Source organism: Pseudomonas sp. 13B_3.2_Bac1, from assembly GCF_025466205.1.
In the GTDB taxonomy this organism is placed as follows: Bacteria; Pseudomonadota; Gammaproteobacteria; order Pseudomonadales; family Pseudomonadaceae; genus Aquipseudomonas; species Aquipseudomonas fluorescens_H.
In genome coordinates this window covers 19,030-32,323 of the sequence record NZ_JANLOG010000111.1, presented here as the reverse complement: position 1 = coordinate 32,323, position 13,294 = coordinate 19,030, and the positions used below count along the sequence as shown (strand labels likewise).

The 13,294-nt window shown below is 59.5% G+C and carries 16 protein-coding genes; 3 read left to right on the top strand and 13 right to left on the bottom strand.

What is annotated here, in order from left to right; genetic code table 11:
- Positions 1–134: 134 nt before the first annotated feature.
- The gene (locus NTD85_RS18085; RefSeq protein ID WP_262142835.1) at positions 135–1,325 is read left to right on the top strand and encodes an osmoprotectant NAGGN system M42 family peptidase; all 1,191 of its coding nucleotides are present in this window, start codon (positions 135–137) and stop codon (positions 1,323–1,325) included.
- Between the two features lie 164 nt (positions 1,326–1,489).
- On the top strand, positions 1,490–1,717 hold the full coding sequence (locus NTD85_RS18080) for a YheU family protein (protein ID WP_262142834.1): 228 nt from the start codon (positions 1,490–1,492) through the stop codon (positions 1,715–1,717).
- 5 nt (positions 1,718–1,722) lie between these two features.
- Here NTD85_RS18080 and csrA read toward each other — a convergent pair whose 3' ends face one another.
- From csrA to NTD85_RS18065, 3 genes are all read right to left on the bottom strand, one after another.
- Entirely contained in the window at positions 1,723–1,908 is a 186-nt protein-coding gene (gene csrA, locus NTD85_RS18075) for a carbon storage regulator CsrA (protein ID WP_003226955.1), read from the bottom strand.
- 146 nt (positions 1,909–2,054) lie between these two features.
- Positions 2,055–2,387: a YnfA family protein gene (locus NTD85_RS18070; RefSeq protein WP_003226957.1), complete on the bottom strand. Its 333-nt coding sequence runs from the start codon at positions 2,385–2,387 to the stop codon at positions 2,055–2,057.
- 63 nt (positions 2,388–2,450) lie between these two features.
- Complete coding sequence (locus NTD85_RS18065) at positions 2,451–3,266, bottom strand: SDR family oxidoreductase (protein WP_262142833.1); 816 nt, start codon at positions 3,264–3,266, stop codon at positions 2,451–2,453.
- A 323-nt stretch (positions 3,267–3,589) separates the two neighbouring features.
- On the opposite strand from NTD85_RS18065, the gene NTD85_RS18060 reads away from it, so the two are divergent.
- Positions 3,590–3,748 carry a DUF3309 family protein gene (locus tag NTD85_RS18060; protein WP_169432680.1) on the top strand — a complete coding sequence of 53 codons (159 nt, stop codon included), beginning with the start codon at positions 3,590–3,592 and terminating at the stop codon, positions 3,746–3,748.
- 56 nt (positions 3,749–3,804) lie between these two features.
- Here NTD85_RS18060 and NTD85_RS18055 read toward each other — a convergent pair whose 3' ends face one another.
- The 10 genes from NTD85_RS18055 to NTD85_RS18010 form a co-directional block, all read right to left on the bottom strand.
- Positions 3,805–5,898, bottom strand: coding sequence for an LTA synthase family protein (locus NTD85_RS18055; RefSeq protein ID WP_262142832.1), 2,094 nt, complete (start codon positions 5,896–5,898; stop codon positions 3,805–3,807).
- A 314-nt stretch (positions 5,899–6,212) separates the two neighbouring features.
- Positions 6,213–6,818 carry an START domain-containing protein gene (locus NTD85_RS18050; RefSeq protein ID WP_108588835.1) on the bottom strand — a complete coding sequence of 202 codons (606 nt, stop codon included), beginning with the start codon at positions 6,816–6,818 and terminating at the stop codon, positions 6,213–6,215.
- 41 nt (positions 6,819–6,859) lie between these two features.
- The gene (locus NTD85_RS18045; RefSeq protein ID WP_045122579.1) at positions 6,860–7,114 is read right to left on the bottom strand and encodes a YkgJ family cysteine cluster protein; all 255 of its coding nucleotides are present in this window, start codon (positions 7,112–7,114) and stop codon (positions 6,860–6,862) included.
- A gap of 164 nt (positions 7,115–7,278) precedes the next feature.
- Positions 7,279–7,770, bottom strand: coding sequence for a translation initiation factor 2 (locus tag NTD85_RS18040; RefSeq protein WP_226499735.1), 492 nt, complete (start codon positions 7,768–7,770; stop codon positions 7,279–7,281).
- A 78-nt stretch (positions 7,771–7,848) separates the two neighbouring features.
- Entirely contained in the window at positions 7,849–9,288 is a 1,440-nt protein-coding gene (locus NTD85_RS18035; protein ID WP_262142831.1) for a PLP-dependent aminotransferase family protein, read from the bottom strand.
- Positions 9,289–9,489: 201 nt separating this feature from the next.
- Positions 9,490–10,302 (bottom strand): OmpA family protein, encoded by an 813-nt coding sequence (locus NTD85_RS18030; protein WP_103484710.1) that lies wholly within the window; start codon positions 10,300–10,302, stop codon positions 9,490–9,492.
- Positions 10,299–10,655 (bottom strand): DUF4398 domain-containing protein, encoded by a 357-nt coding sequence (locus NTD85_RS18025; protein WP_177434686.1) that lies wholly within the window; start codon positions 10,653–10,655, stop codon positions 10,299–10,301. The genes NTD85_RS18030 and NTD85_RS18025 overlap by 4 nt, the downstream gene beginning before the upstream one ends.
- A 9-nt stretch (positions 10,656–10,664) precedes the next feature.
- Positions 10,665–11,486, bottom strand: coding sequence for a substrate-binding periplasmic protein (locus NTD85_RS18020; protein WP_103521832.1), 822 nt, complete (start codon positions 11,484–11,486; stop codon positions 10,665–10,667).
- A gap of 80 nt (positions 11,487–11,566) precedes the next feature.
- A complete protein-coding gene (locus tag NTD85_RS18015) occupies positions 11,567–12,496 on the bottom strand; it encodes an electron transfer flavoprotein subunit alpha/FixB family protein (RefSeq protein ID WP_103484712.1) in 930 nt (309 codons plus the stop codon).
- On the bottom strand, positions 12,497–13,246 hold the full coding sequence (locus NTD85_RS18010) for an electron transfer flavoprotein subunit beta/FixA family protein (RefSeq protein ID WP_003226982.1): 750 nt from the start codon (positions 13,244–13,246) through the stop codon (positions 12,497–12,499). It lies immediately after the preceding gene.
- Positions 13,247–13,294: the final 48 nt, after the last annotated feature.

Here is a 13,294-nt window from a genome sequence, read left to right as displayed (position 1 = left end):
GACCACCCCCCCCCCCAAGGGTGTAACCCATTCAAATGTGGGGGGGGGGGCAGCCCCGCCAAGGGGCCGCAACAGACACCCTAAATCACCCCTCATCGAAACCATCGATGCGCCTCAACTCATCAGGAGTTTCCATGACCACTCAAATCCCTGAACCGGATCTCAACTACCTGCAAAAAGTCCTGCTGGAAATGCTCGCCATTCCCAGCCCTACCGGGTTCACCGACACCATCGTGCGTTACGTCGCCGAGCGTCTGGAAGAAATTGGCATCCCTTTCGAGATGACCCGTCGCGGCACGATCCGCGCCACGCTCAAGGGCAAGAAAAACAGCCCCGACCGCGCTGTCTCCGCGCACCTCGATACCATCGGCGCCGCCGTGCGTGCGGTGAAAGACAACGGCCGTCTGACCCTGGCCCCGGTCGGTTGCTGGTCGAGCCGGTTTGCCGAGGGCAGCCGGGTCAGCCTGTTCACCGACAACGGCGTGATTCGTGGCAGCGTGCTGCCGCTGATGGCGTCCGGGCACGCGTTCAATACCGCGGTGGACGAGATGCCGATCAGTTGGGATCACGTCGAACTGCGTCTGGATGCCTACTGCGCGACCAAGGCCGATTGCGAATCGCTGGGCATCAGCGTCGGCGACGTGGTGGCGTTCGACCCGCTGCCGGAGTTCACCGAGAGCGGCCATATCAGCGCCCGTCACCTCGATGACAAGGCTGGCGTTGCCGCGCTGCTGGCCTCGCTCAAGGCCATCGTCGACAGCGGTCAGGAGTTGATGATCGACTGTCACCCGCTGTTCACCATCACCGAGGAAACCGGCAGTGGCGCGGCGGCGGCATTGCCGTGGGATGTCAGCGAATTCGTCGGTATCGACATCGCGCCGGTTGCGCCAGGCCAGCATTCCAGCGAACACGCGGTGAGCGTGGCGATGCAGGATTCCGGCGGGCCTTATGACTATCACCTGTCGCGGCATTTGCTGCGTCTGGCCAGCGAAAACGAACTGCCGGTAAGGCGCGACCTGTTCCGCTATTACTTCAGCGATGCGCATTCGGCGGTGACTGCCGGGCACGATATCCGCACCGCCCTGCTCGCCTTTGGCTGCGACGCGACCCATGGTTATGAACGTACGCACCTCGACAGTCTGGCGGCGCTCAGTCGTTTGCTTGGGGCGTACATTCTGAGTCCGCCGGTATTCGCCAGCGATGCGGCGCCGGCCAATGCTTCGCTGGATCGCTTCAGTCATCAGATCGAGCATGAGACGCAGATGGAGAGCGATACGCGGGTGCCGTCGGTGGACAGTCTGGTGGGGCAGCGCTCGGACAGCTGAATCCTTGTTGGCAGACCAAGCACCTTCGCGAGCAGGCTCGCTCCCACAGGGGACACGCATTCCAAATGTGGGAGCGAGCTTGCTCGCGAATTGGCACGCCACGAAAACTGGCGGGGATAACGTAATCGCCGTAGCATCCCGCCATTGATTTAGCCGAGGTGCCCATGCTGATTCCCTACGACGCTCTTGAAGTCGACACCCTCACCCGCCTGATCGAGGATTTCGTCACTCGCGACGGTACCGACAACGGTGATGACACCCCATTGGAAACCCGTGTACTGCGCGTCCGCCAGGCACTGACCAAAGGCCAGGCGCTGATTGTTTTCGACCCGGAAAGCGAGCAATGCCAGTTGATGCTCAAGCACGATGTGCCCAAGCATCTGTCCGACTGAAAACCTCAGCGAGCCTTTTCGCTGATCTGTTTGCGCTGGATCCGCTCGTAAACTTCAGAGCGGTGCACATTGACCTTCTGCGGCGCCTCGACGCCGAAGCGCACGCTGGATCCGTTGACTGACAATACGCGCACGGAAATATCGTCACCGATGGAAATCAACTCGCCCACAACACGGCTGAGTACAAGCATGGAGTTCGTCCTTCAGGGTTAGCCAGCCCTGAAGATGCGCGGCGGACGGGCGCTCTACAATGGGTCGCGAGCAATTCAGTCTTGCCCTACACCGTGAGTCGCTGCGCCCTTCAGACGTTTCCTGCAAATGGCTAAACAGTCTCGCCTCAAGCGGCGGAAAATCGCGGCCCGAACAGAATCACACTGGCACCGATCACACATAACGCCACGCCGATCCAGTCCGAACCCAGCGGGCGCACGCGCTCGACCACCGCCAGCCAGCCGATCGACGCGACGATGTAGATTCCGCCATACGCGGCATAGGCGCGCCCGGCGTAAGCCGCTTCGACCCGGGTCAACAACAGCGCGAACAGGGTCAGGCTGAGCAGTGCCGGGATCACCCACAAGGCACTTTTGCCCTGACGCAGCCACATGAAAAAGGCGAAACAACCGGCGATTTCAAACAGCGCCGCGAGGAAGAACCACAGGTAATTGAGCATTGATGCGTCTCGACAGGGTGACCAATGCGGCCACCCTAACGACGCGATACCCGCCGGGCAAGTTCAACCGTTGGTTTGTTTGGCCTTGGCGCGCATTTTATCGGCCATGGTGGTCATTTCGTTGTAGATCAGTTGCGGGTTCTTCTGCTTGATCGCCCAGGCCATGCGCCCTTGCTCGTGCGGCAGAATCATGAACTCGCCCGCGGATACTTGCTGATAGATATAGTCAGCGATGTCAGCAGCAGTGATCGGCGAACTTTCCAGCAACTTGCCGACCTGGGCTTTCATCGCCGGCGTCGGGCCACGGAACGAATCGAGCAAGTTGGTCTGGAAGAACGACGGGCAAACCACATGCACGCTGACTTCCTGCTGCGCCAGTTCGATCAGCAAACTTTCCGACAACGCCACCACACCGGCCTTGGCCACGTTGTAGTTGCTCATCGCCGGGCCTTGCATCAAGGCCGCCATCGAGGCGATGTTGATGATCTTGCCTTTGCTCTGTTCCAGCAGCGGCAGGAACGCCTTGCAGCCCTTGACCACGCCCATCAGGTTGATCGCGATCTGCCAGTCCCAATCCTCTAGAGACAGCTCGCTGAAAAATCCGCCTGACGCCACACCAGCATTGTTGACGATGACATCGATGCCTCCCAGCTTCACTTCACAGGCTTGGGCAAACGCGGTGAGCTGGCTGTAATCACGCACATCGCAACGCTGGATGAAACCGTCGCCACCGGCCTCACGCACCCGTTTCAGGGTTTCCAGCAGGCCGGGCTCGCTGACATCCGACAAAGCCAACTGCCAGCCTTCACGCGCCCAGCGCAGCGCGATTTCGCGACCCAAACCTGAGCCCGCACCCGTGATCATCATGCGATTTTGCATAGCAGACAGCCTTGTTGTTCCGTAGGAGATGCGCGGAGTGTAGCGAAGGAACACTGGCCACCCACGCTCCATCAGATTGCTGAATACAGGATCAAAAGATCGCAGCCTTCGGCAGCTCCTGCACCGGTTCCCTGTAGGAGCTGCCGAAGGCTGCGATCTTTTGATCTCGCGCTTTAAAGGAAATAAACGAGTAATCCAAATACATTAAAAAAACATTGAATTTTCTTTCATTCGCACCAGTCGGAATTTGTAAGCCGTCTGGAATTAGTTAGCCTCCAGTCGCCCTTGAACACCAAGTCTTCTCGAACGCTATAAACAAGGAAATCGACATGGGCACAATTCTTATCATTATCCTGATCCTGTTGCTGATCGGTGGTTTGCCGGTCTTCCCGCACTCCAGAAGTTGGGGTTATGGTCCTTCGGGCATTATCGGCGTGGTGTTGGTGGTGCTGTTGGTCTTGCTGTTACTTGGCAGGATATAAAACCCCAAGACAAAAAAAGAGGCCCTCAGGGGCCTCTTTTTTATGCAGCAGTTTTATCAGTCAGGCTTGCCGTTGACGACACCGGCAGTGTTGTCCATCAGACTCTTGGTCGCTGTTTGCAGGAACGCTTCAAGCTTGAGCTTCAGTTCGGCGGTACGCGGTGCGTCCGGAATGATCTCGGCAGAAGGGTTCGCGCCCAGTTGGTACTGGTAGATCTTCGGCGCCATTTCCTTCTCTTTCGGCAGCACCAGGATCTGGTCGGCGGTGACGATGGCCGTGGTCTGCTCGCTGCCCGACGGTTTGATCACACCGAAACCGGTGTCGCCGGCCGGCAGGTTCAGCAGGTCGCGGCCCCAGCACTGATGACGCACTTCGCCACCCAGACGACCCATGATGGTCGGCACGATGTCGATCTGGGTGCCCACGGTGTGGTCGCGGGTGCCGAACTTCTCCTGGATGCCCGGAGCAATCATCAGCATCGGCACGTTGAAGCGGCCCAGGTCCATTTCGGTGATCTGGCGCTCGTTACCGAAACCGTGGTCGCCGACGATCACGAACAGGGTTTCCTTGAAGTACGGCTCTTTACGCGCCTTCTCGAAGAACTGACCCAGTGCCCAGTCGGCGTAACGCATGGCGGTCAGGTGTTCGTTGAGGCTGCCACGATCGGTCACGCGCTCCACCGGCAATGGCGTCGGCAAGGCGTACGGCGTGTGGTTGGACAGGGTTTGCAGCAGCGCGTAGAACGGCTTGCCGTTTTCCCGTGCCTTCAGCTCCTGCAGACCACGGTCGAACATGTCCTGGTCGGACACGCCCCAGGTCGGATCGGAGAACACCGGATTGACGAAGTCGTTACGGCCAACGAAGTTGGTCATGCCCTGGTTGCTGAAGAAGCCCGACTGGTTGTCCCAGGCGAAGTCACCGTTGTAGACGTAGACGTCGTCATACTTGCGCGCGCTGAGCAACTGCGGCAGGCCGGACAGCTTGTGGCTGCCTTCCGGGGTCTGCATCAGGTATTCGAAGCCCGGCAGGTTCGGGAAGCACGCCATCGTGGCGAACATGCCCTGGTGGGTGTGGGTGCCGTTGGAGAAGAAACGGTCGAACAGCAGGCCTTCCTTCGACAGTTTGTCGAGGTACGGCGTGATGTTGCCCGGTGCGCCCAGGGCGCCCACCGAGTGACCGGCCATGCTTTCCATGAGGATCACGACGACGTTCTTGATCGGCAGGGTCTTGTCGGCCGGTGGCGTGTAGTCACGACGCACAGCAGCGATGTCGGCATCGACCAGTTTGTCGTCCGGCATCACCAGCATCTCGCGCACCACTTTCTGCGCCTGTTCCTGCGGCAGCGTGGCTTTCCAGATGTTGTCGCGATCCTCGCCCATGCGGTCCTTGGCGGCGGCGATCAGCGACAGCGTGCCGTTGAGACCCAACTGGTTGGCGAAGTTCGATTCGGTGGTGTAGACGTCACCCCAGCGCAACGGCGGGCCCTGACGCAGGGTGCCACGGGCAGCGACGACGCAGATCAGCAGGCAGACCACGAATACCGCGAGACGCGTGTACCACGGCGCCACCTGACGGGTACCGACGTTGCCGCCGCTGAACGGGCCACGTGGACGGGTCGCACGGTCGGCGCCCTTGAAGGCCAGGGTCAGGATCACGGTGCCGATGACCCACGCCAGCAGGTAACGCACCACCGGGAAACCGTACCAGAGCATGCTCATCACGGTTTTCGGGTCTTCTTTCACGTACTGGAACACCAGGCCGTTGAGGCGCTGGTGGAACTCACGGTAGAAGTCCATCTCCATCAGGCCGAGGAACAGCGCGATGCTCGAGGCGACGGTCAGCCACAGACGGAAAAAGCCGCGCGCGGCCATCGCCCGGGCACTGAACAGTGCCAGCACCAGCGGAACGCAGATGTAGACCACAAGGCGCAGGTCGAAACGCAGGCCGTTGGCAAAAGCTTCGAGGAAGGTCGAAGCCGGGGTATCGAGGATCATCTCGCGGTTGTAGACCAGCAGCGCGAGGCGCAGCACGGAAAACATCACCATCATGACCAGGGCACACAGCAGCGTGTAGGCCAGATGCGATTTGACGGTCGGTTGCAGCAGGCGAGTGGAAGATCGCTGCTGATTCAGGGCGTCCGGGTTTGCCATGTCGTTTTAGGACCCATTGGAAGTTGAAGTTGCAAAATACGGCGGCGCCATGCCCTCTATTGGCCATTCCAGGCCCCGGGGCGTGCGCGGTGCGCAAATGTTGCACGATCAACGGCAGCATTGCCATTGATTACTGTCCCACCGTCGGACTCTTTCATTCAAGGCGCGGGGATACGGGGACAACTGCAGAGAGCGCGGGCGAATTGTCTGGAACGCTTTGTGAAAATTTCGTGCAGCGCATATCTGGAAACACAATATAACGACAAAACAAAACGCCCCGAATCAGTCGGGGCGTTTTGCTGTCAGCGCGCGAATTACTTCTCGGCGCGTTCTTTCAGGGCTTTCAGGGTGTTGAATGGCGCGTCGACCACAAACTTGTTGGCAATCATGCTCGGCACACTGCCGCCTGGCTCGGTGTGCACTTGATAGGTCACTTCGACCTGATCACCTTTGGGCACGAACTTCCAGAAGCCTTTGACCTGCGCGACGCGGACAAAACCTTTCTCTTCGGGAATGTACTTCGGCACGCCTTCGAGGTTGCGGGTCAGGCTGCCATCGGCACCTTCAACGGTGGTGACGTGCAGCACCGAATCGCGTGGGGTGACTGGCCAAGGCGTATTGAACTGGGTGTAGGTCCAACTCTGATCGCCCTCGTGCTTGAGCAGCTTCTGGGTTTTGCACTCGTGAATCCAGGCGCAGGCTCCGGCCACGTCTTCCTGCAAGGCACGCAGTTTGGCAACGGTGGTCTTCATCAGAGCAACGCCCTGATAGGACTTGTAATCCGAACCCGGCACTTCGGCCAGCGAGACCTTGATCCCGTCCTGCTCCTTGGCGACTTTCCAGTCCTCAGCCTGAGCAACCGAAGTGGCCAGCACAGCCGTCAAACCACACAACACAGCGATACGATGCAGCGAACCCATAGTCTTATTCCTTATTGTTGAAGTTCCGTTCGTTTGACACATCACGCCGCCGTCATTTGCTCCCACCAGCCGATCAACCTGATCGCCTCTTCCCGGCTGCTGCCACAGACTTCGACATCGGCGGCAAATCCCGAGCAGACCGCCGGGCGTTCCGGCTGACCGAAAATGTTGCACAGGTTTTCGACCGAGAGTTGCACGCAACGTTCGCCGGCAGGTTTGCCATTGGGCATGCCTGGGATGGCAGAACTGATGGAGGGGGCAATACAGCAAGCGCCACAGCCTTCACGGCATTTCATGACGACGAGTCCTCGCGACGGGCAATGTGTTAAAGGGACGGCCACAGAGTAACCGCTAAAACGGTTGTTTCAAATTCCCTGAACCGGGGTTTTTACGCAGAAACGAAAGTGACTGACCAGTCTCCGACAAAGCGTCTGGTCTGCGGGTCACGGATCGATTTGATTTACTGCTTGAATTCGAAATCCAGCGCCGCGCCTTCGACTTCACGACGCTCTTCGTTGCGCAGTTGCAGCTGCATTTCGTTACTGAGCAGACGGCCGTTGAGCTGGAAGCCGCTGTTCTTCTCGCCGAACATCTGCGGCAGGATAGCGTCGTGTTTAGGTAACGTGACGGTACCGGCCGGTTTGAGCTGCTGCACCATGTCCTTGGGCAGGCTCAGATCGAGCTTGGCCGGCGGCAATCGGGTTTTCGCCACCTCACTGGCCGGTTTCGACTTGGAAGCGACCGGGGGCCGTTTCTTCACCGGGGCGGCCTTCTTTTGCGGGGCTTTTTTAACTTGAGCTTTCTTATCCGCAACGGCTTTGTTGCTGGCCGTTTTGCTCGCCGGTGCTGACTCCGCAGGCTTTTCCTGAACGGCGGCTGCCATGACACCGGGCGCATGTCCCATCGTCAACACACCAAACAAAATCCAGGCAGCAGGCAAAATCGCTTTCATGAGCCCTACAACACTAACGGCAGAGGGCCATATGCTCGCCTGTTGAGCGTCACAAGACAAGCATGACGCGCCACTCGTTCAGAATCCGCCAGCCGTTTCCTGACACAGTTGAGTCGCCAGCAAGCCGAGGGTCATCAGCGCCCTTTCCGCCTCGCGATTCCACGGCGTGCCGCAGTTCAGGCGGATGCAGTGGTTGAACTGCTCGGTATTACTGAAGATCAACCCCGGTGCAATGCTGATGCCCTGCTGCAATGCACGCACGTGCAATTCCTGGGTATTGATCCTGCCCGGCAGGCTCACCCAGAGGATGAAACCGCCCGTGGGCCGGGTCATTTGCGTGCCTTCGGGGAAGTACTGCTGCACCGCCAGTTGGAACGCGCTGAGGTTTTTCCGGTATTCCTGGCGGATGTACCGTAAATGCCGGTCATAACCGCCATTTTCCAGATAAGCGGCAATCGCCATCTGCGTGACGCTGCACGCCGAATGCGTGGTGAACGTCTGCAGACGCTGGATTTCTTGCTGATACTTGCCGGCGATCATCCAGCCGACCCGCACGCCCGGCGACAACGTCTTGGAAAAACTCGAGCAGTAGATCACCCGATCCAGTCGATCGTAGGCCTTGAGGGCTTTGGTGCGACCCTGTTCGAACATCAACTCGCCATAGATGTCGTCTTCGACAATCTGGATATCGAAGTCCGAGGCCAGACGCAGCAGTTGTTTCTGCCGCTCTTCGGGCATGGTGCCACCCAGCGGATTGCTCAGCCGGGTGGTCAGCACCAGCGCCTTGATCGACCATTGGTTGGCCGCCAGTTGCAAGGCTTCCAGGCTCATGCCCGTGGCCGGGTCGCTGGGAATCTCGATCACTTTCAGGCCCAGCAGGTCGGCCAGTTGCAGCAGGCCGTAATAGGTTGGCGACTCGGCGGCGATCAGATCACCCGGACGAGTCAAAACCCGCAGCGACATCTGCAGCGCATCGACGCAACCGTGGGTGATCACCACTTCCGACGGATCGACCACCACGCCAGCATCGCGCATGCGGATCGCCACTTGACGGCGCAGCGGTTCGAAACCGGGGCTGAACATGTAGCTGAAAGCGCGAGGGCTATGGAATCGGGTGACCTTGGCCAACTGCTGATGCAATGCGCGCACCGGCAGGTAATCGACACTCGGCACCGCCGCGCCCAACGGGAAAACCCCCTCGCGCCGCGATTCGACCAACACTTGCTGAATGATGCTGGCGCGAGTGACCAGGCCTGGGCGTTCGACCCGGGCGATATCCGGTGTCGGCGCCGTCAGGGCCGGGGTCTGGTGCACGTAGTAACCGGACTGCGGCCGTGCGCGGATCAGGCCCTGATCCTCGAGATTGGCGTAAGCCTGCAACACCGTTGCATGGCTGACATTGAGCTGCGAACTCATCTTGCGCACCGACGGCACGCGTTCGCCGGGCTGATAGACACCGCGCCGGATATCTTCCGCCAGCTGTTGAGCAATACGTTGGTAGAGCAAGAGGTTGGTCATGACGCAGCACTCGATTTCACGGGCATTTTATTCTTGTGTGAAACAATACCGGAACAGTTTAGAAGTGTACTGGGACAGTTGCCACCATAGTCGACCGTACAGTGCAGTGTCAGCTACAACTGTACGGATTTGCGCGCTATTCGACAGACGTAAAAAAGCCCGGCGCTGCATGACAGGCCGGGCTTTCCAGAGACGCAGCCCTCAGCGGGCGGCGCCGAGCTGGCCTTTTTCGTCGGAAAACACAATTTCCACCCGACGATTCTGTGCCCGCCCGCGCTCGGAAGCGTTGGCGTCCACCGGGTACTCGTCGCCGTAACCTTCGACCTGAATGCGCTTGTCCTCAATTCCAAGGTCCATCAACACATCGGCCACGGCTTGCGCGCGATCACGCGACAGCTTGAGGTTTTCCTGTTTGCCACCGGTGCTGTCGGTGTAGCCCTCGATACGCACCACGCGTTTCGGGTTGAGCTGCAGGAACTGCACGATCTTCAACACCACGCGATTGGCCGAGTTCTTCAGCTCCGCCTCGCCAGTGTCGAACAGCACGTCACCGAGGGTCATCACCAGACCGCGATCGGTTTGCGTGGTGGCCAGCGCGACGATCTGCTCTTCGAGCCACTTGCCCTGCTGCTGCACGCTCAGCAGTTTGGACTCACGCAGAGCCAGTTGCAGACGCTGGCGTTCCAGCTCGAGCTTCGCCGCGCGCTCTTCGTTGAGCACCAGATTGGTGTGTTCGCGAGCGATTTCGCTGTAACGCTGACTCAGGTAGGCGTAATGCACCACGTCGGAGCCACTGCCCCAATAGGTCGACAGGCGATCGGCACGGGCCAGGGACTCACCGGCACGGATCACGTCCTTGGGAGCGATGCGCAGCACATTGGAGTCTTCCTTGACCTTCTGGAAGTCGCTGCTGGCTTGTTGCAATGCGCTTTCACTGTGCTGACCGGCACACCCGAAAAGGCTCACGCAGCCAGCCAGAACCAACCCGCCAAGGGCTTTGGACTTGAGGCTCATTGGGCATCTCCCAGTTGCTTGCGCAGGCGGATGATGCGGGTGTTCAGCACGTTCAGTTGCTCTTCGCTCTTTTGCGTCAGCACCTTGGCTTCTGCCAGACGTGCGTCCAGCTCGGCCTGTTCGGAACGCATGCGGGCGTTCTTGTAAGACTCGTCGGCCATGTTGCCCTTGGCCCGGTTGAACTTGTCTTCAGCCAGTTTCATTTCCGGCATTTCATCGGCGGTCGCACCGACAGCCTTGGCCTGGGTGATGGCCTGCTCGGTCAGGCGCATTTGCTCGTTGGGTGCCGGATCGTTGGCGCAGCCGGCCAGGGCCAGAACGGCCATGGCCGCGAAAAGAGGTCGAATACTCACTAAGAATCCCTACTGTTTTGGGGCACTGACAGATGGCTGCGGCTGTTGCTGCTGAGCCTTCCAGCGCTCGATGTTGCGTTGCAGCGCGGCTTCGGTCAGTCCGGACGCGGGCAATTCTGTCATCTTTTTAGCGAGCTGTCCGCGCAACCACGGATCGTTGCAGGCCGAGTTGTGCGAAACCGCGAGGAACAGCCCCGGTCGGTCGATTGGTTGCTCGAACGCCAGCAGATCATTGGCCATGCCCAATGCCTGCGCGGCAGCCATGCCCGAGTAGCGCCCGGCGAGTACATATTCGACTTCACCCAGCAGAAGTTTCTGAAAGGCCTGGGTGATGTTTGCCGTCCGGGTCAGGGTCAGATTCTGCTCGGCGAAAGTGCCGAATGCCTGGGTCATACGAGACTTTTCCGACAACCCGCCGGTGTGCCCGTGCAGATCCTTGGCTTCGCTGTAGACCAGCGTCGAGCCCTTGCGTGTCCACACCAGATAGTCGTTTTCCAGCAACGGCGGATAGATGTAGTCGAGGTTTTCCAGCTCGTTGAACATCAGCGGCGTGTCGGCCAGCATGTCCATGCGCCCGCTGCGCACCTCATCGAGGGCCTGCGAGCGTTTGCCGGCGTAGAGCAATTCGACCTTGATCCCCAGATCCTTGGCCACTTGCTGCAACAGGTCGGCACTGGCGCCGATCAAGTGCCTGGGATTCTGCGGGTCCTGCCACAGGTACGGCGGCGCATCCGGGCTGCCGGTGACGACCAGACGCTCGCATTTGCCGGCAGCCGCAGCCATCCCCGGCAACAGGATCAATCCCAATAACAACCTGCGGCGCAGATCCATGGCAAGACGCTCCCACTCAAATCCCAGACAAAAAAAAGCCCGACCAGAAGGCCGGGCTCTTTATAAGTGAAGCCGCCGGATTAGACCAGCTTCTCCAGCTCAGGTACCGCTTCGAACAGATCCGCCACCAGGCCGTAATCGGCCACCTGGAAGATTGGCGCTTCTTCGTCCTTGTTGATCGCAACGATCACTTTGGAGTCTTTCATGCCGGCCAGGTGCTGGATCGCGCCGGAGATACCGACGGCGATGTACAGCTGTGGCGCAACGATCTTGCCGGTCTGACCGACCTGCATGTCGTTCGGTACGAAACCTGCGTCGACCGCAGCGCGCGAAGCACCGACGGCAGCGCCCAGTTTATCGGCCAGGGCGTACAGGTGTTTGAAGTTGTCACCGTTCTGCATGCCGCGGCCGCCGGAAACGACGATCTTGGCAGCGGTCAGCTCAGGACGATCGGACTTGGCCAGTTCTTCGCTGACGAAGCTGGAAGTGCCGGCGTCGTGCGCAGCAGCAACCGCTTCAACAGTCGCCGAACCACCTTCAGCGGCAACCGGGTCGAAACCGGTGGCACGCACGGTGATCACTTTGATCGCTGCGGTCGATTGCACGGTAGCGATGGCATTACCGGCGTAGATCGGACGCTTGAAGGTGTCGGCGCTTTCTACCGAGATGATCTCGGAGATCTGGTCAACGTCCAGTGCAGCGGCAACGCGCGGCAGGATGTTTTTGCCGTTGGACGTGGCGGCAGCCAGGATGTGGCTGTAGCCCTTGCCCAGCTCTGCAACCAGAGGAGCAACGTTTTCCGGCAGCTGATGCGCGTAAGCGGCATTGTCAGCGTTCAGGACTTTGCTCACGCCAGCGATTTTCGCAGCGGCTTCAGCCACGGCGCCAGCGCCCTGACCTGCAACCAGCACATGGATGTCGCCGCCGATTTTGGCAGCAGCAGCCACGGTGTTCAGTGTGGCCGGGGCCAGCACTTTGTTGTCGTGTTCAGCAATAACCAAGATAGTCATTTAGATTACCTTCGCTTCGTTTTTCAGTTTCTCGACCAGTTCAGCCACCGACTTGACCTTGATGCCTGCGCTGCGTGCAGCCGGCGCTTCGACTTTCAGGGTCTTGTTGGTGGAGGCGGTGGAAACGCCCAAAGCGTCCGGAGTCAGCACTTCGAGAGGCTTCTTCTTGGCTTTCATGATGTTTGGCAGGGACGCATAACGCGGCTCGTTCAAACGCAGGTCGGTGGTGACGATCGCTGGCAGTTTCAGGGAAACGGTCTGCGCGCCGCCGTCGATTTCGCGGGTCACGGCAACGCTGTCGCCGGAGACTTCGACTTTCGAGGCGAAAGTGCCCTGACCGTAGCCGCTCAGTGCAGCGAGCATCTGGCCGGTCTGGTTGTTGTCGCTGTCGATCGCCTGTTTGCCCAGGATCACCAGCTGAGGCTGTTCCTTGTCGACCACTGCCTTGAGCAGCTTGGCCACGGCCAGCGAAGTCAGGTCTTCAGCGGATTCGACGAGGATGGCGCGGTCGGCACCCAGAGCCAGTGCGGTACGCAGCTGTTCCTGAGCGGTGGACGGGCCGATGGAGACGACGACGATTTCAGTCGCAACACCTTTCTCTTTCAGGCGTACGGCTTCTTCCACTGCGATTTCGCAGAACGGGTTCATCGACATCTTGACGTTGGCGAGGTCTACGCCGGAATTGTCCGCCTTGACGCGGACCTTGACGTTGTAATCCACAACGCGTTTGACAGCTACAAGAACCTTCATGGATTCCTCGTTACTCTCCGGTGAAAAGAAAGTCGCCTAGGCGAACCT